Origin of the sequence: Sphingobacterium sp. LRF_L2 (genome assembly GCF_965644235.1) — a bacterium.
Lineage (GTDB): Bacteria > Bacteroidota > Bacteroidia > Sphingobacteriales > Sphingobacteriaceae > Sphingobacterium.
Genome location: NZ_CBFFRI010000003.1, coordinates 329,808 through 355,958 on the forward strand (window position 1 = coordinate 329,808; position 26,151 = coordinate 355,958).

General features: G+C 40.3%; 22 protein-coding genes. 3 read left to right on the plus strand and 19 right to left on the minus strand.

Annotation, left to right across the window (positions count from 1 at the left end):
- Window positions 1–7: 7 nt before the first annotated feature.
- Complete coding sequence (locus ACSZOX_RS07395) at window positions 8–2,128, minus strand: carboxy terminal-processing peptidase (RefSeq protein WP_437919221.1); 2,121 nt, start codon at window positions 2,126–2,128, stop codon at window positions 8–10.
- Between the two features lie 436 nt (window positions 2,129–2,564).
- Here ACSZOX_RS07395 and ACSZOX_RS07400 point away from each other — a divergent pair, with 436 nt between their 5' ends.
- The gene (locus ACSZOX_RS07400; RefSeq protein ID WP_437919222.1) at window positions 2,565–3,677 is read left to right on the plus strand and encodes a tetratricopeptide repeat protein; all 1,113 of its coding nucleotides are present in this window, start codon (window positions 2,565–2,567) and stop codon (window positions 3,675–3,677) included.
- Here the strand turns inward: ACSZOX_RS07400 and ACSZOX_RS07405 are convergent.
- Window positions 3,667–4,314, minus strand: a complete 648-nt coding sequence (locus ACSZOX_RS07405) for a 4'-phosphopantetheinyl transferase family protein (RefSeq protein ID WP_437919223.1) — start codon at window positions 4,312–4,314, stop codon at window positions 3,667–3,669. The genes ACSZOX_RS07400 and ACSZOX_RS07405 overlap by 11 nt on opposite strands.
- A 187-nt stretch (window positions 4,315–4,501) precedes the next feature.
- Between ACSZOX_RS07405 and dcd the strand changes: the two genes are divergently transcribed.
- Window positions 4,502–5,038: a dCTP deaminase gene (gene dcd / locus ACSZOX_RS07410; RefSeq protein ID WP_437919224.1), complete on the plus strand. Its 537-nt coding sequence runs from the start codon at window positions 4,502–4,504 to the stop codon at window positions 5,036–5,038.
- A 51-nt stretch (window positions 5,039–5,089) separates the two neighbouring features.
- On the opposite strand, the gene prfB is transcribed toward dcd, so the two are convergent.
- Window positions 5,090–6,173 (minus strand): peptide chain release factor 2 gene (prfB, locus tag ACSZOX_RS07415; RefSeq protein ID WP_437919225.1). Its coding sequence is split into 2 segments (ribosomal slippage): window positions 5,090–6,112 and window positions 6,114–6,173, totalling 1,083 coding nucleotides; the frame shifts between segments, so codons are not numbered across the junction.
- Window positions 6,174–6,320: 147 nt separating this feature from the next.
- On the opposite strand from prfB, the gene pgi reads away from it, so the two are divergent.
- The gene (pgi, locus tag ACSZOX_RS07420) at window positions 6,321–7,970 is read left to right on the plus strand and encodes a glucose-6-phosphate isomerase (RefSeq protein WP_437919226.1); all 1,650 of its coding nucleotides are present in this window, start codon (window positions 6,321–6,323) and stop codon (window positions 7,968–7,970) included.
- Window positions 7,971–8,928: 958 nt separating this feature from the next.
- Here the strand turns inward: pgi and ACSZOX_RS07425 are convergent.
- The 16 genes from ACSZOX_RS07425 to ACSZOX_RS07500 form a co-directional block, all read right to left on the minus strand.
- Window positions 8,929–9,969: an AI-2E family transporter gene (locus ACSZOX_RS07425; RefSeq protein ID WP_437919227.1), complete on the minus strand. Its 1,041-nt coding sequence runs from the start codon at window positions 9,967–9,969 to the stop codon at window positions 8,929–8,931.
- Between the two features lie 38 nt (window positions 9,970–10,007).
- Window positions 10,008–10,784, minus strand: a complete 777-nt coding sequence (locus ACSZOX_RS07430) for an enoyl-CoA hydratase/isomerase family protein (protein ID WP_437919228.1) — start codon at window positions 10,782–10,784, stop codon at window positions 10,008–10,010.
- 4 nt (window positions 10,785–10,788) lie between these two features.
- Window positions 10,789–13,320, minus strand: coding sequence for a DUF5686 family protein (locus tag ACSZOX_RS07435; protein WP_437919229.1), 2,532 nt, complete (start codon window positions 13,318–13,320; stop codon window positions 10,789–10,791).
- 274 nt (window positions 13,321–13,594) lie between these two features.
- Entirely contained in the window at window positions 13,595–14,980 is a 1,386-nt protein-coding gene (locus ACSZOX_RS07440) for an NADH-quinone oxidoreductase subunit N (RefSeq protein WP_437919230.1), read from the minus strand.
- Window positions 14,981–15,000: 20 nt separating this feature from the next.
- Window positions 15,001–16,446: a complex I subunit 4 family protein gene (locus tag ACSZOX_RS07445; protein ID WP_437919231.1), complete on the minus strand. Its 1,446-nt coding sequence runs from the start codon at window positions 16,444–16,446 to the stop codon at window positions 15,001–15,003.
- A gap of 39 nt (window positions 16,447–16,485) precedes the next feature.
- On the minus strand, window positions 16,486–18,405 hold the full coding sequence (gene nuoL, locus ACSZOX_RS07450) for an NADH-quinone oxidoreductase subunit L (protein ID WP_437919232.1): 1,920 nt from the start codon (window positions 18,403–18,405) through the stop codon (window positions 16,486–16,488).
- A 31-nt stretch (window positions 18,406–18,436) separates the two neighbouring features.
- Entirely contained in the window at window positions 18,437–18,766 is a 330-nt protein-coding gene (gene nuoK / locus ACSZOX_RS07455; RefSeq protein WP_437919233.1) for an NADH-quinone oxidoreductase subunit NuoK, read from the minus strand.
- Complete coding sequence (locus tag ACSZOX_RS07460; protein ID WP_437919234.1) at window positions 18,766–19,263, minus strand: NADH-quinone oxidoreductase subunit J family protein; 498 nt, start codon at window positions 19,261–19,263, stop codon at window positions 18,766–18,768. Before ACSZOX_RS07460 ends, nuoK begins: the two co-directional genes overlap by 1 nt.
- Before the next feature lies 1 nt (window position 19,264).
- Window positions 19,265–19,789, minus strand: coding sequence for a NuoI/complex I 23 kDa subunit family protein (locus ACSZOX_RS07465; protein ID WP_437919235.1), 525 nt, complete (start codon window positions 19,787–19,789; stop codon window positions 19,265–19,267).
- Between the two features lie 98 nt (window positions 19,790–19,887).
- Window positions 19,888–20,928 (minus strand): NADH-quinone oxidoreductase subunit NuoH, encoded by a 1,041-nt coding sequence (gene nuoH, locus ACSZOX_RS07470; RefSeq protein WP_437919236.1) that lies wholly within the window; start codon window positions 20,926–20,928, stop codon window positions 19,888–19,890.
- 7 nt (window positions 20,929–20,935) lie between these two features.
- On the minus strand, window positions 20,936–21,949 hold the full coding sequence (locus tag ACSZOX_RS07475) for a 2Fe-2S iron-sulfur cluster-binding protein (protein ID WP_437919237.1): 1,014 nt from the start codon (window positions 21,947–21,949) through the stop codon (window positions 20,936–20,938).
- Window positions 21,950–21,966: 17 nt separating this feature from the next.
- Window positions 21,967–23,319 (minus strand): NADH-quinone oxidoreductase subunit NuoF, encoded by a 1,353-nt coding sequence (gene nuoF, locus ACSZOX_RS07480; RefSeq protein ID WP_437919238.1) that lies wholly within the window; start codon window positions 23,317–23,319, stop codon window positions 21,967–21,969.
- 1 nt (window position 23,320) lies between these two features.
- A complete protein-coding gene (locus ACSZOX_RS07485) occupies window positions 23,321–23,845 on the minus strand; it encodes an NADH-quinone oxidoreductase subunit NuoE family protein (protein WP_437919239.1) in 525 nt (174 codons plus the stop codon).
- Complete coding sequence (locus ACSZOX_RS07490) at window positions 23,838–25,073, minus strand: NADH-quinone oxidoreductase subunit D (protein WP_437919240.1); 1,236 nt, start codon at window positions 25,071–25,073, stop codon at window positions 23,838–23,840. Before ACSZOX_RS07490 ends, ACSZOX_RS07485 begins: the two co-directional genes overlap by 8 nt.
- A gap of 14 nt (window positions 25,074–25,087) precedes the next feature.
- Entirely contained in the window at window positions 25,088–25,591 is a 504-nt protein-coding gene (locus tag ACSZOX_RS07495; RefSeq protein WP_437919241.1) for an NADH-quinone oxidoreductase subunit C, read from the minus strand.
- The gene (locus ACSZOX_RS07500) at window positions 25,584–26,144 is read right to left on the minus strand and encodes an NADH-quinone oxidoreductase subunit B (protein ID WP_437919242.1); all 561 of its coding nucleotides are present in this window, start codon (window positions 26,142–26,144) and stop codon (window positions 25,584–25,586) included. Before ACSZOX_RS07500 ends, ACSZOX_RS07495 begins: the two co-directional genes overlap by 8 nt.
- Between the last annotated feature and the right edge of the window lie 7 nt (window positions 26,145–26,151).

The window sequence follows — 26,151 nt, forward strand, 5'->3', positions numbered from 1 at the left end:
TTTTATTTTACTTTTTCACAAGTTTGATAAAGTCAACCATAACATTCAAACTTTCATCCAATACGAAATCAAAATCAGTCTTTGGCTGTGGCTCTCCGTCTTTCCATAAAGGTAGACCGCGTAGCTCTAAGCCTTTATTGATTCGTGCTCTATTTTTTGCTTTCGTACGATCACGTTCTTTCTGTAATTCGATTTCGTTCAAGCTAATCTCTTGAATAGAATCTAATTTCTTAAACTCGTCAATATCCTCCAAAAGGTATTGATATTCTGGAGATTTCTTCATTCTCGATTGATGAATATTGTTCAACTTTTGGCTTACAGACAATAAATCAGATACTTTTGTAAATGAAGATGGTTTTATCTGATCCCAAGGTAATGCAGATGATTCAGAGCTTTCTCCAAATTTTTCAGCAGTATACTGGGTTGGGAATACCACATCCGGTGTTACGCCCTTATGTTGCGTGCTACTTCCTGTAACCCGGTAGAACTTACCCATCGTGATATTAATTTGACCAAATTCCGGCGCTCCATTCGGGGTATCGGGATCCTTATCTTCTCCTTTTGCCTTCAACAAAAGCTTATTCGTAGCGCTGATGAACCGAGACATGTCAATAGCCGACTGTACAGTTCCTTTTCCATACGATTGTGAGCCTAGTACCACACCTCGTCCATAATCCTGAATAGCTCCAGCAAAAATCTCAGATGCAGAAGCAGAGAAGCGGTTGATCAACACCCCAAACGGTCCATCCCAGGATACACCCGCATCCTCATCATTATCAACTTCAATCCGATTTCTCACATCTCTCACCTGTACAACAGGACCTTTATCAATAAATAATCCTGTAAGTTCTATCGCCTCCTGCAAAGAACCTCCGCCATTATTACGAAGATCTAAAACAACAGCATCTACTTTTTCTTGTCGTAGTGTATCCAATATGAGGCGAACATCCCTTGTCGTACTTTTATAATTCGGATCACGTTTACGATACGCATCAAAGTCAATATAGAACTTCGGCAGCTTAATCAGTCCTACTTTGTAGGTTTTACCGTCTTCACCTTTTACTTGTTTAATTTCTTTCTGCGCCGACTCTTCTGCCACAACAATCTTCTCGCGTTTCAATGCGACAACCTTCGGCTGTGCTGTCAACTCTTGACCGGCTGGAATGATCTTTAGGCGAACAGTTGTTCCTTTAGGCCCTTTTATCTTTGCGACAGCTGCATCTAATCGCCATCCAATGATGTCTTCAAATTCTCCGTCGCCTTGCGCAACACCTATAATGCGATCATCCACATTAAGACTCTTATCTTTAAAAGCGGGGCCGCCGGGAATAACTTCCTTAATGGTAACCATCTCATTCTCCATTTGCAAGCGAGCTCCTATACCTTCGAAGGTATTGGACATACCCTCATTAAAGGCCTGCGCAAAAGAGGGATTATAATACGTCGTATGTGGATCTACAGCATCCGTAAGGGCTGTCATAACGAGCTGGAAAGCATCGTTCGAATTTGTCTTTTTTGCCTGAGAAATGATATTTTGATAGCGTTTACGCAACGTTGATTTATGCTTCTCTACATCCGCAGAATCCTTTTCCGTACTGGTGAGGCGTAGATTCAATAAATCATATTTCACACGCTTGCGCCACTGATCTTTAAGTTCAGCATCGGTTTTAAAATAGGGTAATTTTTCCCGATAAGCAATGTAATTCTCATTAACAGAAAAATCTTGCGCTGCGTCTATTTGAGTCAACGCATATTCCATGGCCTCTAAATATCGCTTTGAATACACATTGAAGATATAGAAAGGAGCGGATAAATCTCCTTTTTTGAAATCTTGACTGATGGTATTTTCGAATTGTTTAAAATCATCGACATCCGACTGAAGCAAGTAATTCCTCCCCTGATCCATAGATTTCAATAAATTTTCAAAAACTATCCGAGAAAGAGAGTCATTCATAGGAACCTTCTTGTAACTATAATTTTCCAGGAGATTGGCAACTTCCGAAGCAATGACTTCATGTTGCGCAGAGGGCTTCAATTCCAACAGCCCCTCCTCCAAATTCACACGAGGTTTTGACCCACAGGCTACAATAGAAATTAATGCAAGCCCTAAAACAATGTTCTTAAACATATAAGAGAGTTTATTTAAATACATTTACTTTACAATAATACTTTCAGCAAGCTTAGCTTAAAAATTTGCTCGCGCTAAAAATACTGAAAACGAATAACAATACACTAGCGGCACTAAAAATATTATGTTCAAGTTACCGTTTTGACAATTAAAATACGTCCAGATTCTAAATTATATTGTCTAAGATCATGTAAAGATTCGATTACTATAGTTAACGTTCAAAAGCTTTCGAAAAATCTAGTTGAAATGTTAAACTTCGTTAAAAACAAAATCAGCCTCCTATATCTTCTCTGCGTGCTTTCTCATTATTTCCAGACGACTCGGATGACTTTATTTGGGATATTTATTCACATCTTATCCTTTTACATCTTTCACCAAAAAATCGAAAGGCATTTGTTTACCAAACTTTTTTTACATTTGGTAAATTAGAGAAACTATGTTAGTATATAAAAATAATATCATCTGCTTTCTGCTTATTTTAAACGCTCTTTTTGCCTACATGGAATTAAAAGCGCAAAAAAAGGAACAAAAATTAGACCCTGCTGGGTATGTGACCAAGTATGATACGACTTTTACGGGCATCGGCCCATCCGTCTACGTACTACCGCCACCTCGAACGCGTGAAGAATTACTTACCGATCAATACAAGGAGAAGACCTATTTTCAAGATAGTATAGACAAAGCATTAGATTTTCAACAACTTGTCCATGAATTTAGACCGACAAGCAATATTTCCAATATTCAGGCGATATTGACACCGCTTCCAGCGACGTCGCTCGCCTGGAACACCTTAATCGAAAGCGAGATTGACCACGCTAATTATATTACGGCCTATGGTCTCTTACATGCGTATGCAGAAATCTCCTTGCGTACGGGCGCAGTCCATCAAACGTTGGGTTTATTGCAAAGCGCTCTTCAACAAGCACAGAAAACACCGAACACATTGGACATCGCCACCATTCAATACAACTTGGGAAACGTGTATCTCTTTGAAAAAGACATCCAACAAGCGGGCGTATTTCAAGACGCCTACTACAAACACGCCGTCAAGAAACAAAGTACAATAGAACAAGCAAACTCGTTGGTCAAAATAGCAATGATACATGCGTACGACAAGGACTTTCGAACCGCCGAGAATAACATCATACGAAAGGCTATTCCCCTACTGAACCGTGCAAAAGCATATGAACAAAAAATCTTAGCATGGCAAACTTTGGCCAAAATCTACCAATTGCAGAATAAACACACTGAAGCGCAATGGTTCTTAATCCAAGCACGAAATTTAGCGACAGAGAAAAATTTCAGGGACGAGCTTGCTGAAATCGAGTATATGTTGGCATTTTCTAAATTTATCCAGCAAAACTATAAAGTGGCGCAGAAGGAATTTATCCAAGCAGATGCGCTGGCTAAATCGGAAGATAATAAGTTGTTACAACTCGCTATCATCGATAAGCTTGGTCAAATCTACATGACCCAACGGGAGCTCAATAAAGCCGAAGGTGCATTAAATGATTACCAGACCCTCCGAAAAGAACTTTTTAACCAATAACTGCTTCGACAACGTATCCCAACATATAGTCTTGAAATTTCTCATAATAGACTTGGAAGGAGTATGTTTTCTTTTCTTTACGAAGGACAAGGGTTAACACGCCTTGTGGTTTATATTGAAAGGGCAAAATGCTCATATCCTCAAGAAAAGAAACCCCTTTATTTCCCTGCAATTTATAAACAGCCTCTTTAGCACACCAGCATGCGTAAAACTGCTCAATGGCATCCTCCTTTATAAAAGCAAGCTCCTGAGGCTTCATAAACTTATCTTTTATACGGACTATTTTATCCTTTACAATTTCCAGGTCTATACCACATTCTCCCTGTGTTGACATTAATATTCCGGCATAATCATAAGAATGCGTAAGCGAGATCTTATAAGGATAATCGACTAAATATGGTTTACCGTTTTCGTCTGACGGACATGCGATATACTGTTCGGTTTTCAGTAAATAACGAAGCAACACGCGCGTCGCCAACCAGTGTAAACGCCGCTTCCCTTTATTGAAACTCTCCAATTTCGCACGCTCACGTTCATCAAGCTGCAACCGTCCGAGCAACTCTTCAGCACTCTCTTCGATTTTCCATATGGCAAATTTAGTCTCGCTGTTTAATTCTCTTAAATATACTAACCCCATATTTACAAATGCCTAAATATTAAATTCATGCTAAAACACAGCATACCAACTCTAAAATTACAAGTTCTCCAAGCAATATCTTAGCTAAACAAAATAAAAAGTTAAAAGTTGTTGAAATAGAAGCAATAATGTATTTTTGACGTCCTATTCGTTGGCTATTTCAAGGGTAGGAAATTCAATATAGCGCATGATATTATCAGATAAAAGAATTCTAGAAGAGATTGAAAAAGGAATGATCGTAATCGAACCTTTTGATAGAAAGTGTTTAGGGACAAATTCCTATGATGTACATTTAGGCAAATACCTAGCGACATATAAGGATGAAATCCTTGACGCTAAAAAGCATAATGAGATTGTCCATTTTGAGATCCCGGAAGAAGGTTATGTATTACAACCTGGCACACTCTACCTCGGTGTCACATTAGAATATACAGAGTCACACGGCCACGTCCCTTTTTTAGAGGGCAAGTCTAGTACTGGGCGACTAGGAATTGATATCCATGCGACAGCGGGCAAAGGCGATGTTGGTTTCTGCAATACTTGGACATTAGAGATATCTGTAGCACATCCTGTACGTGTATATGCAGGTATGCCTATCGGCCAGTTGATTTATTTTGTGGTTGAAGGCGATATCGAGACCATGTACAACAGTAAAGGAAATGCAAAATATAATAATAAGACCATCCGTCCTGTCGAAAGCATGATGTGGAAAAATAGTTTTTAATGATAATAGTGCTATGCACTATTATCATTAAGTTGAAATCTTCACGAAGACTTATCCACCAAACTCCATCAGATAAGCTTTCAAAAACTCATCCAATTCACCATCCAAAACAGCCTGTGTATTAGATGTTTCTTTGTTTGTTCGCAAATCTTTGATCAACTTATAGGGATGCAACACATAGTTACGAATCTGTGAGCCCCATTCTATCTTTTTCTTAGATCCTTCAATTGCCGCTGTTGCTTCTTGTCGCTTGCGCATCTCGATCTCATATAGCTGTGACTTTAGCAAACGAACTGCATTTTCCTTATTTTGAAGTTGTGATCTAGATTCCTGGTTCTTGATGATAATGCCCGTCGGTTTGTGATGTAATCGAACAGCAGTCTCTACTTTATTCACATTTTGACCTCCTGCACCACCTGAACGGAATGTATCCCATTCTATTTCGGAATCCTTAACTTCAATTTCTATGTTATCATCCACCAAGGGATAAACGTATACAGAAGCGAAAGATGTATGCCGTTTTGCATTAGAGTCAAAAGGCGAAATACGAACCAAACGATGTACTCCATTTTCACCTTTCAAGTAACCGTACGAGAAATTCCCTGAAAACTGTAGCGTAACTGTTTTTATTCCAGCAACATCACCTTCTTGGTAGTCCTGCTCTGTAACCTTACATCCATGTTTTTCTCCCCACATAATATACATCCGCATAAGCATCGATGCCCAGTCGCAAGACTCAGTCCCACCTGCTCCCGCTGTTATTTGCAAAATAGCATCCAATTGATCCTCTTCTGCACTAAGCATATTCTTAAACTCCAGTTCTTCTACTTCCTTTAAAGCCTCCTGATACTGACTGTCCACTTCATGTTCGGCCGCATCACCGCTTTGGAAAAATTCATACATAACGCCCACATCATCGACAGAAGCCGACACGGTATCAAAGTGTTCTGTCCAAACTTTTAGATTTTTTATCTCGTGTAAGATCTTTTCAGCAGCTTTCGGTTCGTCCCAAAAATTTGGCCCTAGCGTAATTTCTGTATTTGTAGCGATTTCTGATTTCTTGGCATCAATGTCAAAGATGCCTCCTCAGGGACGTTACGCGGTCCCTCAAGTCTTGAATTTGTTCTTTGGTCATGCCCAAAAATAGAAAGTATAAATGTAAAAACGTAATACGTTTTTCTATCCGTAGAAATCATCTACAGCGAAGATGGATTTCATTCCATTAAATTTAATTTTCACTCTCGCAATCCTTATCTTTGATAACAAACAAATTAGATTTTTTATGCTTCCAAATGTAGATTTTACAACCACCCAAGCTTACAAATATTTAGCAGATCACTATATTACGATCACAGAAAAATCTTTAAAAGATTTTTTTTCCGAAGATCCACAACGTTTTCAAAAGTTCTCTATTGCACTTGAAGATATTCTTCTTGACTATTCGAAAAACCGAATCACCGATGAAACGCTTGCTTTACTCATTCAGCTGGCTAAAGAATGTCAATTAGACCTTGCTATACAAGCGATGTTTGACGGCAAACGCATTAATATGACGGAAGGTCGGCAGGTGTTACATACGGCACTACGAAACCAGTCAACAGAACCTGTAGAAGTAGATGGTGAAGATGTTATGCCGAAGATTAAATCCGTTTTATCTCACATGAAGGATTTTACCAACCGGATTCTTTCTGGTGCATGGAAAGGATATACGGACAAAGAAATAACGGATGTAGTCAACATCGGTATAGGAGGTTCAGATTTAGGCCCTGTCATGGTTACAGAAGCTCTAAAAGCCTACAAAACGCGTTTAAATTTGCATTTCGTTTCAAATGTGGATGGTACACATGTTGCAGAAACGCTAAAAAGTCTGAATCCTGAAACGACCTTATTTCTTATCGCATCCAAAACGTTTACCACACAAGAGACGATGGCCAACGCCAGTTCTGCAAAAGAGTGGTTCCTACAATCTGGCGCAACTGAAGCTGATGTTGCCAAACATTTTGCTGCACTAAGCACGAATGAAAAAGGTGTCGCCGCATTCGGTATCGATACGCAAAACATGTTTGAATTTTGGGATTGGGTCGGAGGAAGGTACTCGCTGTGGTCTGCGATTGGTCTTTCTATTGCTTTAGGAATAGGATTCGATAATTTCGAAGAATTACTTGCAGGCGCTTATATTGCCGACAAACACTTTAAGGAGACTGATTTTGAACAAAATATACCTGTTATACTAGGCCTTTTAGGCGTTTGGTATAACAATTTTTTTGACGCAGAAAGTCATGCTATATTACCTTATGATCAATACATGCACCGATTTGCGGCTTATTTTCAACAGGGAGACATGGAGAGCAATGGGAAATATGTGGATCGCAACGGTAACCGTGTGGATTATCAGACAGGTCCTATTATATGGGGCGAACCGGGCACCAACGGTCAACATGCCTTCTATCAATTGATCCATCAAGGAACCAAACTTATTCCATGTGATTTTATCGCTCCAGCAATTTCGCATAACCCTATTGGAAATCACCATCAACTTCTATTGTCTAATTTCTTTGCACAAACAGAGGCGCTCATGAATGGCAAATCAGAAGAAGAAGTTGTTGCAGAACTAAAGAAAGCAGGAAAATCGGAAGAGGAAATCGAACAATTAAAGAATTTTAAGGTATTTGAAGGAAACCGTCCGACGAACTCATTCCTTGTTAAAAAAATTACCCCACGGACCTTAGGAACTCTTATTGCATTATATGAACATAAAATATTTGTTCAGGGAATTATTTGGAACATATTCAGTTTTGATCAATGGGGTGTAGAGCTAGGAAAACAACTAGCAAATAAAATCCTCCCCGAACTGGTCGATGAAAAACCCGTAAACACGCATGATTCGTCTACAAATGGACTAATTAATCAGTATAAGAACTGGCGCGCGTAGCGATATTCATTACGAACAACCTCAATATGCCCTCTTTGTAACGACCTACAAAGAGGGCATTCTTCTTCTACTCCCGAAGTACAAAACGATCTAGCCCGACCGTATAATCAAACAACAATGTACCTTGAAATTACGCTGTGTAAAGGATCTGCAACCTTAGTTCTACTTTTTATTAAATCAAGTACAAACGTAAAAAACAAAGCAGACCCAAATGAAACTTTGGCGCGATTTGGCGGAAATTGGCGGGATCTGGCGAAAAACAGGCCCAAAAACCAAAAAAATCGCCATTTTCTACATGTACATTAAGCCAATGTACATGTACACTAAACAAAACACAATGTAAAAAACAAAAAACTTCATGAAGTTGACAAAGAAGTTCATGAAGTTTTACGCAATGTACATATACACTGAGCCAGTGTATATGTACAAAATCAACAATTACATGAAGTTTACGCGAAACTCCATGTAAATGTTCAACAACTTCATGTAGTTTACAAAAAAGTGCATGTACATGTCGAACGACTCCATGGAGTTCACAAACGACTACATGGAGTTTATCAATAAGTTCATGTAGTTTTCGAAAAACTCACCTGCGTTCCGCGCAATGTACTTATACACCAAGACAATGTACTTATACATTAAAGCAAAGTATGTATTGGGCAAGTCTTTGGATAAGTAGAAAAGGTCATCGACAAAGCTGTCCTTAACAGCAACATCTCTAAGAAAAACGTCCCCAAAGAACAACATCAACAAGTCAAATGACAACGACGAAAAGTTCTTATACAAGACTATCAAGTAGTCTGCAGTTGACACAATGTATACTGACAGCAAACCTATGTATCCATAGATCGTTGCGCCAACATCAAACAACAGCCCTCTCCAGCAGTACAACGAACAAAACTACACGATATTCTCAACGGATACGACACATCAGATCTCTTTGATAAACCTCTTTAGATCAGCGTTCCTCCAATTGTTCCTTTTTCAAGGATAAGCGTTTATTGGCTTTATAAATTTTAATAGCAATCAAGAAATAAGCGAGTAACAGAGGACCATATACCAATCCCATAATACCAAATAAGGGTAATCCAATAATCACACCTACCACAGTAATCAAAGGATGGATGTCCCCCACTTTCTTGTTGATAATAAACCGTAATACATTATCGATATTGATGACAAGGCCAAATCCCCAGAGTAAGAGCCCTCCCGCCTCCCATGTTTGCCCTTTCGACAACAGAAGGAGCACCGCAGGAACAAATAATAAAGGAGGGCCAATAAGCGGAATAAATGATAATATTGCACAGATCACTCCCCAAAACAAGGCATCCCCCACGCCAAAAATCCAAAAGCCCAACGAAAGACAACCTCCTTGTACAATAGCAACCACTGTTTGCCCAACAATATTCGAGTAAGTAATATTTTTTAATTCCGCGCCGAAAATACCCGCTTGTTCTTCATCAAAAGGCATATAGTGCAACAAGCCTCTCTCAAATCCTCGATAATTCACAAAAAGAAAATAGAGGATAAAATACATAACCGTAACATCGATGAAGACATTTGCTGCACCTCCCAATATCGTGGTAAGAAGCCCCCCAAGATATGCAGCGCTGGATTCTATCTGCTCTTTGAGCAAGTCAGGTTTGCCCAGCGTATCACCCGCAAATTGATTAATCGCGTCAATAATTTGTTTTACCCACACAGGGTTATCCTGCAATTCCATTACTTTCCGAACAAGCATACTACCTATTCCGATAAAGGGTAGAACAATAATAAAGATGGAAACAAGAATAATGATAATTGCAGATAAGCTCTTTGGCCAATGGTAACGTTCGACAAGAACAATATTTAGCTGTCGAAAAAGGGTATACATCACCAAAGTTCCTAAAATTGCTCCATAAATACCGCGCATGGCATACAGCAATACCGCTCCCAAAATAACGACGATAAGGAGGATAATAATATTTCGCTCTTTTTGAGAAAAAACAGGGTTATTCATACAGTCAACATTTAATTATTAACTGAAGAACAATAACATTAAAACTTTGGTTTACGTTTTTCTAAGAAAGCAGCTACGCCCTCTACAAAATCTGCTGTGCCAAAAGCTTCTGCGAAAGCTTTGATCTCTTCATCATACCCTTCTTTTGGAGATTGCAGTCCCTTATTTACAGAACGAATCGCTAAAGACAGAGCCTTCGGCGATTTTAAATACATTTTTTGAAGCAGTTCGTCACATTTTCGAATAAGCTCATCAGCAGGAACCACGTAGTTGACTAATCCCCACTGCAGTGAAGCCGAAGCATCTAACATGTCACCTGTAAGTATCATTTCCAACGCCTTTCCCCTTCCCACCAATTCTGGTAATCGTTGCGTCCCTCCATAGCCAGGAATAATACCTAAAGAGACCTCTGGCAATCCCATTTTTGCCTGATCACTCGCTACACGGAGGTGACAGGCCATAGCTAATTCCAATCCTCCACCTAATGCAAATCCGTTCACAGCTGCTATAATCGGTTTTGGAAAATTGTAAATAACATCCATAACATGCCGGTGTCCCCAAGTTGCAAGATCGAAAGCCTCTGCTTCTGAAAGACCTTTAAACTCCGCGATATCAGCTCCCGCAACGAAAGCCCTATCGCCTGCTCCGGTCAATATTATGCCAAGAACCCTTTGCTCTTGTTCTAAAAAACCTAAGAGCTTAGAAAGTTCCGATAATGTATCCCGATTTAAAGCATTTAACTTTTCAGGTCGATTTACAGTGAGATAGGCTGTCCGATCCTTAATGTCCAATAAAAAATTTTTTGCTGTATCCATTAGATTAAAAGTTTAAATGTAGGCTGACACGATAACTGTCTTTCTGCACATCGGGCAAGCCTAAGTAATTTAACCGCCGAAGATACTCCACGCGTAAAAATCGAAATATATTATCAATGCCGACTTTTCCTTCCCAATAAGGAGATTTATCCATAACATGTGTCATTACTATTCCATCTTTATCTTTGTCGAAACGTATTACATCAGGACTCGTATAAGGATTATTACCCGCTGTAAGTTGCCCATAGAACATCTTCGCTCCCCAAATTTCACGAAGATTTAGCTTTTTAATCCACGGAATCTTATTAAAGATAAAACCTTCCAATTGATGCTCGAAAGAAAAACGAACATATTGATCAGCGACGAACTCCATACTGCGCATCATTGAAAAATCGATAACATGTCGATCTTCTTCTCGAAATACATCTGGAAGTTCCAACAACGGATACGGAAGTGTCCCCCAAATTTTACCTCCCGCCAACGTAACATCAGCAAAGCCTAATTGTTTTAGAAAAAACCGTTTTGATACCGATGCGCGAAGCGCATCGTAAGAATAACCTCCATCTAAAAATCCTTCTAGACCTCTGTTGTATTGGAGATTTAATACCGGGCAGTGCTCAATAACGGTGCTACGCTGCAGGTTGCGGTAATAAAATTTCTCATTGGGAGCCCACCGCAATATGAACTCTAATTCGCTGGTATTAATCTCTGGCCTGTCCAATGCGGCATCGTCCGACGAGATAAAAGATAAATCGCCTACAGCCCGCCTTCTGTGATGAATAAGAGAACTTTTAAGACTCACGTGATTACCGAATTCTAGCAGATGAGATAGCTGGTATGCATAAGAATCCATCCATTTTGTAGGACGATTACTACGAATGGATTGAAAAAAACTATCCCCTTTTCTAAAGCCCAAATTCCTGCCCGGATCAAAAATATCGTGCTGCACAGCAACTTGCATATAATGCGCAGGATAAGATGCTACCGATTTACCATTTAAAGCGATTGTCGGACGAATAAAATACTTCGCCTTTCTATCTTGAAAACCGTAAGCAAGATAACCTTCCAAAAATATGCGTTCAGAGAAAGCTGCCGTTGTCCGCCCTCCTATACGTATCCGATTTCCTTCAATATTATTTTGAGAGTATAAATATTCGAGAGGACCAAACTCTACCGGACCAACGGGATAAAATCCCTGACTTAGTAGATAACCCACGGTCAGCATGGTACGAAAAGTTCCGTTATTATTCAGTGAATCTATATTACTATAAATCTTATCTTCAACCGGAGATAATGCTAAAGGTCTTTCTTCTACTAATAGACTTTCATTATGCTTCGCATTCTTCATGATCTCTGTAGGAGCACCGGCAAAGACTTCATCAGCAAACGAGGGATCAAAGTCATAATTGTAATTTAACGTCGTTTTTCTTCCATAAACAGCATCATTTTTCTTTGTACCGAAAGAAATATCGACGTCACTACGCTCCACAAACATATAACGATCTACGTTCGGACGAAAGAACAGACGAATATTAATTTCGTTAACCCAATTTAAGTTTGCCTCCTTATTTACACGTAATTCCGCCAACCGAATAGCAAACCGATCATCCATTGTTATTTGAAGCGTTCCACTCAACAACAAGTCCGTTTTGTTCCGTGGTTCAAATTTTAACGCTATAAAATTTCCTTCTTCTGTCCTTATGGTGTCTGAAAGATAATACTTATAAAATACAGGTGCGTTGCTGGCAATGGGACTTAGGAAAAGCTTATTTATTAAAAATATATTCTCATCGTAAATATCAACATCTTGGAATAGGTAAGACAAATACGATTGTATATTATGATTATTGACAAATCGTTCGTCAAAATCTGTCTGCTTGATCGATTTCACTCTCTTTTTAAAAGCTTTTGGATCATTTTTCGAGAACACATCGCTGACCTGCTCCTGCATAAATACCGTTAACAGTTTATTTCCTGCTGAGGTTGTCGTATCAAGATTTTCAAAAAAGAATGCCAAATTACCGAGTCGGTCGGCATACTTATCGGACGGATTAACCAAACTGAACTGTAACTTGTCATATTGCTGAAAGGTCAATCTTTGTTGATTTTCCAAGCGATTTAAACGCTTGTGTTTAATCACCTGTTGAATCAGGTCAACAGCTGGGTTTCGGTTATTATATTTCTTTTTCCGTGATATTTCAACGGCATCAATAAGATGTCCATTCGTTGTTAAAGATATGCTAAATTCTTCCGCTGGATACGCATTCAATGTAATTTCGCTTTCCTTGTAGCCAACAGCGGAGACAATCAATTGCATAGGCAACTTTCCTGCCAAAGAAAGGTTAAATCTTCCATCAGCATCACATGATGTTCCTTGTTCTGTGTTAACAATTTTGATACTAGCCGAGGCGATCCCTTTACCCGTATCTTCATCCACCACAACTCCCGTTAACTTCTGCTGAGCCGAACCTGACTGTATTAAAACACAGAGGGAAAATATAAAAAAGACTATTCTCAACAAACTAGATCTCTGCATAATAAAAGTGGCCCTGCATAAAGATACAATTTGTAGTATAAGATAAAAATGAAATTAAAAAAAACAGAATTAAAAAAACAATGCTTGAGCCCCTTGCACTGTAATAGATTTTTCATGATTTGTAAAATGCGAACAGGGTGTGTTCTTGTTAGCACCTGAATAAACAAGCCCCCTTTATCGCTCTCCGCAACAAAGAAAGAACATGTTTAAACAAAAAAAGCGCGACCTCTCCACAGGAAGAAGTCATGCTTTTTTTAGTATCTATGTAGAAGATCTATAATAGACCAATGATGCAATCTGGATAAATCCCTACCACAACGGTCAATAAAACGGCAACAAATAATACGAATTGATAATGAGATGAAATGGAAATCTTTGCTGTATCCGTTTCTACTGACGTTTTAAAATACATATTAACAATCACATGCAGATAATAATACACCGCAATGGCTGCATTGACGGCCGCCAAGACAAGAAGCATAACATTATAAGTGCCCATGACACTATTAAACATCATAAATTTTCCGATGAAGCCCGCTGTCAGTGGGATCCCCGCTAAAGAGAACATACTCACGGAGAGTCCAAAAGCTAGCCAAGGATTTTGTTTTGCCAAGCCATTGAAAGACTCGAATTGATCTGATCCTGTTTTACGCTTTACCAGAATTAGTGTACCAAATGCGACAACTGAGGCCAACGAATAAGCAACAGCATATACCAATATGCTAGAACCGGACTTTGTTCCAACTGCAATTACGGCAAATAACATATAGCCTGCATGAGAAATACTGGAGTATGCCATCATGCGCTTAAAGCTCGACTGCAATAATGCGGAAATATTCCCAACAAATAAGGTGATCACAATCACAGTCAACAAGACAGGCGTCCAAAAGCCATCAAGAGGAATCAACACCGTACTAAATAAGCGAAAGAATCCTGCGAATGACGCCACCTTTACCACCGTACTCATGAAACTTGTAATTAAGATGGGAGCGCCATCGTATACATCGGGCGTCCAAAAATGAAAAGGAGCAGCACCAACCTTGAAACACAAACCACACAACATTAACAACACCCCTCCGTAAAACAAAGGAGAAACTGTAGAAGAATTAGCGACATAGCTTTTCAAGCCCTCAAGATCAAAAGTTCCCGACGCCCCATACATCAACGTTATTCCAAAAAGTAGGAAACCTGTGGAAAAAGCGCCCATAAGAAAGTATTTCAATGCAGCCTCATTAGAAGCAAAATCATTTTTACGTATTCCGACGAGAATATATAAGGCTACGGACATGATTTCTATGCCCACGAATAACATAGCAAAATTATGATAGGCACATACCATAAGAGCACCTGTCAACGAGAAAACGATCAAACAATAATATTCTGCGATGTGATCGCTTATATTGCTAAAGTATTCTTTGGACAATAGCACGATGAATGCCGTTATCACGACACACAGGGCAGAAAATACCAACGCAAAGTGGTCAAAGACAACCATTCCATGATAAAGCGGCAATGCCTCTCCTTCCCAAGCACTAACGGTAAATCCCAAAGCAATAAGCAATCCCACAATCGTAACAGGGAGTAATGCTTTTTTTGCTTTATAAAGACCTAAATACAGCAACAAAATGCCCAAAACACATAACGTTATTATTGCACCCATAATTTTTTTTCAACCGCTAATTAAAATTTAATTTGATTCAACAAGTTTGTTACCGCAGCTTCGGAAAGTTGCAAAATTGCTTTCGGATAGATCCCTAAGAAGAGCGTAAAAAACACTAAAATGGATAAAAGCACCATTTCGTAGCCTTTTATATCGACTACCGTCTCGTATTTTTCATCCAGCGGCCCTAACATTGCCTTTTGATAAAACCGCAACATATATACAGCCCCTAAAATCAATGTCAGTCCCCCGAAAAAAGCGTACCATATTCCGTAGTCGAAGACCCCCTTTAACAATAAAAATTCACCTATAAAGCCGTTCGTCAACGGCAAGCCCACTGCCCCCATTAGAATAATCAAGAATACCGTAGCTAAACGAGGCATTCGCTTCGCTAAACCGCCCCAATTGGACAACATACGTGTTCCTATTCTGCGTTCTAAAATATCAATCACAAAAAATAGTCCCACGACACTTAAACCGTGATTTATCATTTGTATCACAGCCCCCTGCAGCCCTTCCAGATGTAAAGAGAAAACGCCCGCGGCGATAAGTCCAACGTGTGCAATAGAAGAATATGCAATCAATCGTTTCGCATCCTGTTGCTTAAAGGCAATGATAGAAGCATATACGATCCCGATAACACACAATAGCATTAGTATGTTGCTATAGGCTAACACAGCAAATGGGGTGATGGGCAACAGCCAACGTATAAGGCCATAGACTCCCATCTTCAACATGATTCCGGCTAATAACATAGATCCCGTTGATGGCGCCTGCGTATAGGTCTCCGGCTGCCAGGTATGAAAGGGAAAGATGGGTATCTTGATCGCAAATGCGATGAAGAAAGCCCAAAATATCCACCGCTGCGTCGTCTCATCTAAATTTAAATTAGCTAGAACACTCCAATCTAGACTGCGAGCCTCACTTTGGCTATATAAGAAGATAATAGCTACCAACATCAAAATACTACCAAAGAAAGTATATACGAAAAATTTAAGGTTAACTTTTATGCGATCCGCCTCGCCCCACAACGTACAGATAAAGTAAATCGGAATAAGAGCAATCTCCCAGCCAACATAAAATGTGAAAGCATCTAAAGCAACAAAAACCAACTGTAACCCCACCTGCATAAAAGAAATTAAGGCGAAAAAATTACCCTTATGATTCTTTTCGAATGCACTTAAAATAATAAGAGGCACGAGCCCATTGGTGAGCAGCACAAGCGGAAGACTGATTCCATCCAATCCTATATGGAACTTAATACCTAATGAGGCAATCCACAGCCAACTTTGTTCAAATTGCACATTAGCATCCGCTGTAAATCCACAAAGAAAAGGTAAGGTACTGACCAGTGTTAACAGCGAAGCTCCAAGGGCAATCCATTTCGCTACAATGTCGTTCTTCAAAAAACACAGTGCAAGTGCTGCTAAAGAAGGTATCAGTAATAATATAAATAGGTTATCCATTAGCAAATTAATAGTGAAAATAAGTATCCATCCTTAATGTTAAATACGCACGATACCATAAATCAAAATAGCAATTACACTTACTACCATCATGATGATATAAAAGCCTACATGGCCACTTTGCAGTTGCCGAATTCCTTTACCTGCTCCAACAAAAAACTCGCCTACGCCATTCACAACACCATCGATGCCGAGTCGATCTAAATATTTGTATAAGATGATAGACAAATGCTTCAAAGGTCTTACGATAAGAGCATCATAAAACTCATCGATATAAAGTTTACGATAAGACAATCGGTGTAGAACAGGTGATTCCTTTTCATCAGCATGCGGTATCTTGCCCTTTTGGACATATTTGTTATAGGCGAATAGCCCCATGATTACGGCGCCTAATGTCGAAACAGCCATCAACAGAAACTCTGTACTATGGCTCAATTCCAACGCTGCTATATGAACTTTACCTTTCTCCAATACAGGTGTCAAAAAATCTTCTAGAGCATGATGTCCGCCCAATACAGAAGGAAAATTAATGTAACCTCCTAAGACCGATAATACCGACAAAACAATCAACGGAATAGTCATTTGCCAAGGGGACTCTTTCAAATGATGCTGTTGTTCGTCTGTGCCGCGAAATTTTCCAAAAAAAGTAAGATATAAAAGACGAAACATGTAAAAGGAAGTACAGAAAGCTGTGATTATTCCAATCCCCCAAAGTAGCGGTTGTTGTTGGAAGGTGTGCGCCAATATCTCATCCTTAGAGAAAAAACCCGAAAACGGAGGTATACCACTGATGGCGATTGTTCCAACGAACATCGTTATGAAAGTAATAGGCAGTGCTTTTCGTAATCCTCCCATTTTGCGCATATCTTGTTCATGATGCATCGCGTGAATCACCGATCCTGCCCCCAAAAACAATAGCGCTTTAAAGAAAGCATGAGTAAGTACATGAAAAAAAGCCCCGGTGAACGCACCTACCCCGAGGCCGAGAAACATGTATCCCAATTGGGAAACCGTAGAATATGCCAATACTTTTTTAATATCATTTTGCGTCAGTGCAATGTACGCGCCTAACAGTGCGGTAGCGGCACCAACGACCGCCATAATATCCATGGTGGTTGGCGCAAGTGCAAAGAGAATATTGGAACGTAATACCATATAAATTCCCGCGGTAACCATTGTAGCCGCATGAATAAGCGCTGAAACAGGCGTCGGCCCCGCCATAGCATCGGGTAGCCATGTGAACAACGGTATTTGAGCAGACTTCCCTGTCGCTGCGACAAACAGTAACATTGTGATCAGAAATACTGTATTATTACCAACAGGAATACCATCTGCCTGCGCAAAAATTTGTGTATACTCCAAACTACCAAACGTTTCTATAATCAAAAATAACGCAATCAAAAAGCCGAGGTCTCCTATCCTATTCATGATAAAAGCCTTTTTTGCGGCAGAAGCATAGCTCGAATTTTTAAACCAAAACCCTATCAGTAAATAGGAACATAAGCCAACCCCTTCCCAACCAATGAACATCACCAAGTAATTTGATCCCAAAACCAGTATAGTCATAAAAAATATGAAGAGGTTGAGGTAAGCAAAGAACTTACGCAGACCCAAATCATCAGCCATATAGCCGAATGAATATACATGGATCAAGAAACCAACACCGGTGATAATCAGCAGCATGATCACACTTAAAGGATCCACTAAGAAAGAGAGTGCAATCTGTAGCTTACCAACAGAAAACCAATCAAATAAGAGGACATGAATAGATGCCTCTTCGCCAGCGGCACGTGCATCTGCAATCTCAAAATAGAGTGTAAGACTGAGGATAAAAGAGACAAGCACGACTCCACAACCAATGATACCGGTAAGAACCTTGGGTGTACCCTTTCTCGTCAAACCATTGATTACAAAACCTAAAAAAGGTACCAAGGGGATAAGCCAAATTAATTCTGACATACGTTTTATACTATAAAGTGTCTTTATTCAATTACCAACGCAACTTGCTTAACGATTCAATGTCTACCGATTTCGTATTCCGATATACCATGATAATAATAGCCAAACCTACAGCTACCTCCGCCGCTGCCAAAGCCATAATAAAAAATACAAAAACCTGCCCACTCGCATCACCACGATAAGCAGAAAAAGCGGCAAGTAATAAATTAACAGCATTGAGCATCAACTCAATAGACATCATGATAATGATGACATTTCGCCGGATCAGTACGCCCGTCACCCCAATGGCGAAAATAATACTACAAAATATAATGTAGTGATTGAGGGGCACGCCTTGCATCTGTGTAATTATATTTCCCATTACGCTTTTTTAACCTCTTTTTTTGCTAATAATACAGCCCCTACCATAGCGGTCAACAATAGTATTGATGAAATTTCAAACGGCAGAAGGAATTCTTTAAACAATACTTTTCCTAAATTTTTAACGAGCCCTATTTCAGCATTCCCGAGAACCCTTTCATTCGAAGGTTCCAGAACACGGAACGCACCTAACAAAGTAGCAAGCAGACACATTCCGGCTATTGCCCCCATAATCTTTACTAGATTGGACTTCATGGGTTCGGTTTCTTCATTGAGATTCAATAACATTAAAACAAAAAGAAACAACACCATAATTGCTCCCATGTATACGATAAAATTAACCACGGCTAAAAACTGCGCGTTGAGTAAAATATAGTGGATAGTAAGTGTGAAAAAGGTTATCACCAAATACAATACGCTATGCACAGGATTCTTTGTAAAGATTGTCATCAATGCGAAGAAAATAGCGAGAAAAGCAACAAAATAAAATACCGACATCCTAATTGGTTTTTTCTGGGTTCAATTTCTTAATATCAAATACCGGCTCTACCAATTTATCCTTTCCATAGATAAAATCCTTCCTTAAATACTCCGCAGTCACGTGCGGACCATCCAAATAGATCGCTTCTTTGGGACAAGCCTCCTCACATAAGCCACAAAAAATACAGCGGAGCATATTAATTTCATACACCGTTGCGTATTTTTCTTCGCGATATAAATGGAGCTCATCCTTTGTCCTTTCGGCGGCCGTCATGGTAATTGCTTCCGCAGGACAGGATAAAGCACATAATCCACAAGCTGTACAACGTTCTCGCCCCTGTTCATCTCGTTTCAAGGAGTGTTGTCCTCTGAAATTTTTAGAATAAGGTCGCTGTTCTTCTGGATATTTTACCGTAGGAATTTTTTTGAAAAAGTGACGTATAGTAATTCCCAGTCCTTTAGCGATAGCTGGTAAATACATACGTTCCCAAAAGTTCATCGGCTTTTGTTCAATTACCTTTTTTCTATTTGATAGTGACTGCATAATTATTTCTTTATAAAACGGGTTCCTTACGTTGAATAAGCAAACCCAAAAACATCAGGATATAAAAGCATTATGATTTATCATATCACTCTATGCTATTAAGGAAAATATGTATCCTTAATAATTGTAATGACGCCTGTAAGCACAATATTTGCTATCGCTAGAGGAATTAACATCTTCCAGCCCAAATTCATCAATTGATCATATCGAAACCTTGGCAAGGTCCACCGAATCCACATAAAAAAGAAGATGAAGGCGAATATTTTTAAGAAAAAGGCTAAAACCCCAATAATGGTTATCCAATTTTGAGAGAGGCCTAAATCATTCATAAAAGGAAAATTATAGCCACCAAAATAGAGCGCAGCCATCAATGCGGAGGAAACAAACATATTGATATACTCCGAGAACATGTAGAGTCCTAACTTCATCGAAGAATACTCCGTATGATATCCACCGACCAATTCAGTTTCACATTCCGGTAAATCAAAAGGGACTCTATTACATTCCGCAAAAGCGCAAGTCATGAAGATTAAAAAACCCAACGGCTGTACCCAAATATTCCATTGCATAAAACCTACCTGCTGTGCAACAATCTCCTTCATGGATAACGTTCCCGTAACCATCAATAAGGCGATAATAGACAACCCCATTGCAATCTCATAACTGATACTCTGTGAAGCCGCACGAATGGCGCCCATCAAGGAGAATTTATTATTGGATGCCCATCCTCCGATCATAATACCGTAAACCCCTAAAGCTACAACGCCAAAGATATAAAGCACACCTACGTTAATATCTGCAACCTGCAAAGAGATGGCGCGTCCTGCAACATGTAAATCTTGTCCCCAAGGGATTACGGCAGAGCTAATGCAGGCCGTGATAATAGCCAATGTAGGACCAGCTACGAAAAGAAATTTATGCGCTCCTGCGGGAATAATCTCTTCTTTAAAAAAGAACTTGCCACCATCACATAGGGGTTGTAGAATCCCACCAATACCGGCACGATTTGGCCCATACCGATCTTGCATGAAACCGGCGATCTTACGTTCTGCTAACGTAGAATACATGGCGATTACCAGCGAGATCGTAAATACCACAACCACTAAAATTAATTTTTCTAAAATAAAAGCTTCTTCCATGTCATTATTATTTCAATCGTTCGGTTCTAGCTAATTGTTCCGTATTTGCGACCTGCAATTCTTTATTCTTTTGAATAACAGGAGGAGGTGCAAATTCCGTATAATGATTTGCCGTAATAACAGATTCATTGGGCAGTAACGTTGGTTCTTCAAGCGTCCAATCTGCAGTACGCTTTCGTTCGAAACGACAAGTATTACAGATAAAATCTTCCACCTCGTTATAGTCATCTTTACGTCCTGTGACGCGGAGCACCTCTTCCCCCTTGTACCAAAGTGTCACCTTTCCCGAACAGGTTGGACATGCACGATGCGCCTCCACAGGCTTGGTAAACCAAACACGATTTTTAAAACGAAATGTTTTATCCGTCAAAGCGCCTACCGGGCACACATCAATAACATTTCCTATAAACTCGTGATCTAAGGCTTGGCTAATAAAGGTAGATATCTCTGCATGGTCGCCCCTATTCAAAACTCCATGCTCACGACGATCCGTTAACTGATTAGCAACATAAACACAACGGTAACACAAAATACAACGGTTCATGTGTAACTGTATTTTGTCACCAAGGTCAATTCTTTCAAATGTACGCCGTTCAAATTCATAGCGCGTCTGTTCTGCGCCATGCTCATAGCCAAGATCTTGTAACTTACACTCACCCGCTTGATCACAAATAGGACAGTCTAATGGATGGTTAATCAATAGCATCTCGACAACACCTTTACGAGCTTCTACAACATCAGGTGAGGTTATATTTTGAACTTCCATACCGTCCATCACGGTAGTACGACAAGAGGCTACAAGCTTCGGCATCGGTCGAGGATCTTTTTCTGACCCTTTTGACACTTTAACCAAGCATGTTCGACATTTTCCACCACTACCCTCTAGTTTGGAATAATAACACATAGCAGGCGGTACAATATCTCCTCCAATTTGACGTGCGGCGTTCAAGATTGTCGTTCCCGGAGTCACCTCAAGGGAGATGCCGTCTATAGTTACTTTAAATTTTCCTTCTTCTGCCATTTTGTTCATTTAAAATCTTATACAACCGGACTCAAAGGGTCTGCATAATGCGCTAGACCAAAGTTTTTCGTCTTAGACTCTTCTGGATTTAAAATATGCCACTCAAATTCATCCCTAAAATGCCGTATGGCACTAGCCACAGGCCAAGCGGAAGCATCGCCCAACGGACAGATTGTATTCCCATCTATCTTGCGCTGTATATCCCACAGCAAATCAATATCAGAGATATCACCATGCCCATACTCAATCTTATGTAGGACCTTTTCCATCCAGCCTGTTCCCTCTCGACAAGGAGAACACTGCCCACAACTCTCATGATGATAAAAGCGGGTAAAGTTCAATGTATTTCGCACAATACATTGATCCTCATCGAAAGCAATAAAGCCTCCGGACCCCATAGCCGTACCAGTTACAAAACCTCCATCGGCTAAGGATTCATAAGTCATCAGGCGAGACTCACCTTTGGCTGTCTTCAATGCCAGATTGGTAGGAAGAATGGGGACGGACGATCCTCCGGCCACAATAGCTTTCAATCGCTTTCCATTAGCTATACCGCCACAGTATTCATCAGAATAAATAAATTCTTCAACAGGCAGCCCCAATTCAATCTCATAGACACCTGGCCTAACCAAATTTCCAGAGGCCGAAATAAGTTTTGTACCAGTACTTCGTTCTATACCGATCTTTGCGTATTCTTCCCCGCCTTCGTTCAGTATAGGTACTGTTGCAGCGATAGACTCCACATTATTAACAACGGTAGGACAGCCATATAAGCCCGCTACAGCGGGGAATGGAGGTTTAATACGAGGGTTCCCCCTTTTTCCTTCCAAAGATTCCAACAATGCTGTTTCCTCGCCACAGATATAAGCACCACCTCCTGGTTGTACATATATTTCTAAATCGTAACCAGTTCCTAAAATATTTTTTCCCAAAAACCCAGCAGCTTTGGCCTCTTCAATCGCTCGTTCTACAATCCGGATTTGGGGCATCATTTCCCCCCGAATATAGATGTAGGATATGTGCGCACCCAATGCATAGCTCGAAACAATCATGCCTTCGACCAAGGCGTGAGGTATATGCGTCATCAAAAAACGGTCTTTGAATGTCCCTGGTTCAGATTCGTCACCATTGCACACCAAATATCGTGGTACGCCCTCTGGTTTTGCTAAAAACCCCCACTTCATGCCTGTCGGGAATCCCGCTCCACCGCGACCTCTCAATCCCGACTTCTTCACTTCCTCGACAACATCGTCTGGAGACATGGTTTTCAGCGCCTTTTCGACTGCGCGATAGCCCCCTTTTTGACGGTATACCTCGAAGGTATTTATGCCAGGAACGTCGATATGGTTCAATAATAATTTACGTGCCATCTTACGCGGTTTGTGATTTATGCTTGAGTTCATCTATCAATTGATCGAGACCTTCCTCTGTCAATTTCTCATAAAATGTATATTCAGGACCGATCTGCAATACGGGACCAAATCCACAAGCGGCAACACATTCCACACCCCGCCACGAAAATAAGCCATCGGATGTCACCTCTCCCTCTCTTACCCCCAATGTAGATTCAAGATGTTTCATCATACGTTCTGCTCCCACAAGACAACAAGGACCAGTCCTACAAATTTCCAAAACATACTTCCCCTTAGGTTCCAAAAAAAACATCGTATAAAATGTTGCAACTTCATAGACTTCAATGGATTTTATTTCCAAGTACAAAGCAACTTTATCCATGGCATCTACGCTCAACCAGCCATACTCAGCTTGCACCAGATGCAGAATGGGTAACAAAGCGGACTTTTGTCGTCCTGCTGGATAGCGGGCAACGACTTCTCCAAATTTATCGAGTAAGGATGGCGAAAAATCGACAATCATATTTTCGTGTATACTAAGCATCTAATTCTCCTGCAATAACATTTAAACTACTCATATTAATAATCGCATCAGATATAAGCATACCGCTACTCATTGGTGCAAACATCTGATAATTGATGAAAGAAGGTCTTCTAAAGTGTAATCTATAGGGCGACCGACCTCCATCGTGGATGAGGTAAAAGCCCAACTCTCCATTTGCCCCCTCTACCGCATGGTATACCTCAGATTTTGGGGTTTCCCATTCCCCCATTACAATTTTAAAATGATAAATTAGTGCTTCCATATTGGTATACACCTGCTCCTTCGGCGGCAAATAAAATTCAGGGACATCCGCGTGAAATATGCCCTTCGGTTCTTTCTTTATTTTATCAAGAGCCTGCTGAATTATACGCAAGGATTGCCACATTTCATCATTACGCACCATGAATCGGTCGTACACGTCACCGGTCGTTCCGACAGGAACATCAAAATCAAACTCTTCATAAGAACTGTAAGGTGCTACAGCGCGCACATCGTAATCCACTCCCGTGGCCCGAAGGATGGGGCCAGACCAACTATAACTCAACGCTTCCTCTGGAGTTACTGCCGCCACGCCAGATGTCCGTTCTATGAATATCCGATTGCGGACAAATAAATTCTCAAACTCCTTTAATACTGGCGGAAAACGAAGCAGAAACTCTTCTATTTTTCGAAAAGCAATCTCATTAAAATCACGTTCAAATCCGCCAATACGGCCGATATTTGTCGTCAATCGCGCACCACATATTTCTTCAAAAATTTCATAAATGAATTCCCGTTCTTGCATGACGTACAGAAAGCCAGAAAAAGCACCTGTATCCACACCCAATATACCGTTACAGATGATGTGATCCGCTATACGTGCCAACTCCATCACGATCACCCGCATATATTGCACGCGCTTCGGAATTTCTATATCCAATAACTTTTCTACCGTCATATGCCATCCCATATTGTTGATAGGTGCCGAACAATAATTTAATCGATCTGTAAGCGGCGTAATTTGATAAAAAGGCCGATGTTCCGCAATCTTCTCGAAGGCTCGGTGTATGTAGCCAATGGTAGAAACGCCACTTACAATACGTTCGCCATCAATTTGTACCACATTTTGAAACACACCATGAGTTGCGGGATGGGTAGGACCGATATTTAACGTGATAAGCTCTTCTTGCGGATCATTATCAGAAAATACAGCGGTGTTCGGTGTTATTTTGGTTATAGGTGTACTCATCTTTCTTCGCTTAATTATCGTCCAAAATAAAAGTCTTTCTTATCTACTCGATTAGGATCTTCCAAAGGGTATTCTTTTCGCATTGGGAATACGTCCAATTCGTCCATATTCAGTATACGACGTAAATCGGGATGTCCTTCAAAAATGACCCCAAAAAAATCATACGTTTCTCGTTCCATCCAATTCGCGCCAGGCCATAATATCGTCGCTGAGGGTATCCTAGGCTCTGGTCCTGCAACAAACACTTTCACCCTCAACCGTATATTCTGCAACATATTGTGAATATGGTACACCACACAAAACTCCTGATCCTGTTTAGGGTAATGGACAGCGGTAATGTCCGTCAAATAATTAAAGCGTAATAATGGATCCTCCTTAAGGTAAGCTAGCAAATCGAGGGTATTATTCACCGCTGTCGAAACGGTAAGTAAACCATGGGGTTCTCCCAGTACGGTAACTTGATCTCCGTACCTCGCATACAAGCTCGCTATAATATTTTCATTACTCAATCTATCCATTTCCGTTATCAGTTATGATGCCATATCTCTCCAACAAGGCCTTATATTCTGGTGTGTTACGGCGATTCAGTGATTCATTTTTTACGATCTCCTGAAGTTTGAGTACCCCGTCCAAAATAGCCTCCGGACGAGGGGGACAACCTGGAACATAGACATCGACCGGAATGATCTCATCTATACCTTGAAGAACCGAATATGTATCAAATATTCCTCCACTAGAAGCACATGCACCAACAGCAATAACCCATCGAGGTTCTGCCATCTGCGTATACACCTGCTTTAACACGGGGGCCATCTTTTTTGCAATAGTTCCCATAACAAGTAACATATCCGCTTGCCGAGGTGAGAAACTGGGGCGTTCCGCCCCAAAGCGTGCTAGATCATAAGTCGACCCCATTGTTGCCATAAATTCTATTCCACAGCAAGATGTTGCGAATGGCAGTGGCCACAGCGAATTTGCGCGAGCCAAGCCAATAGCTTTATCTAAAGTTGTTGCAAAAAATCCTGATCCCTCCACACCTGGAGGCGCTTCTGCCAATGTCACTTTACCCATGACTATC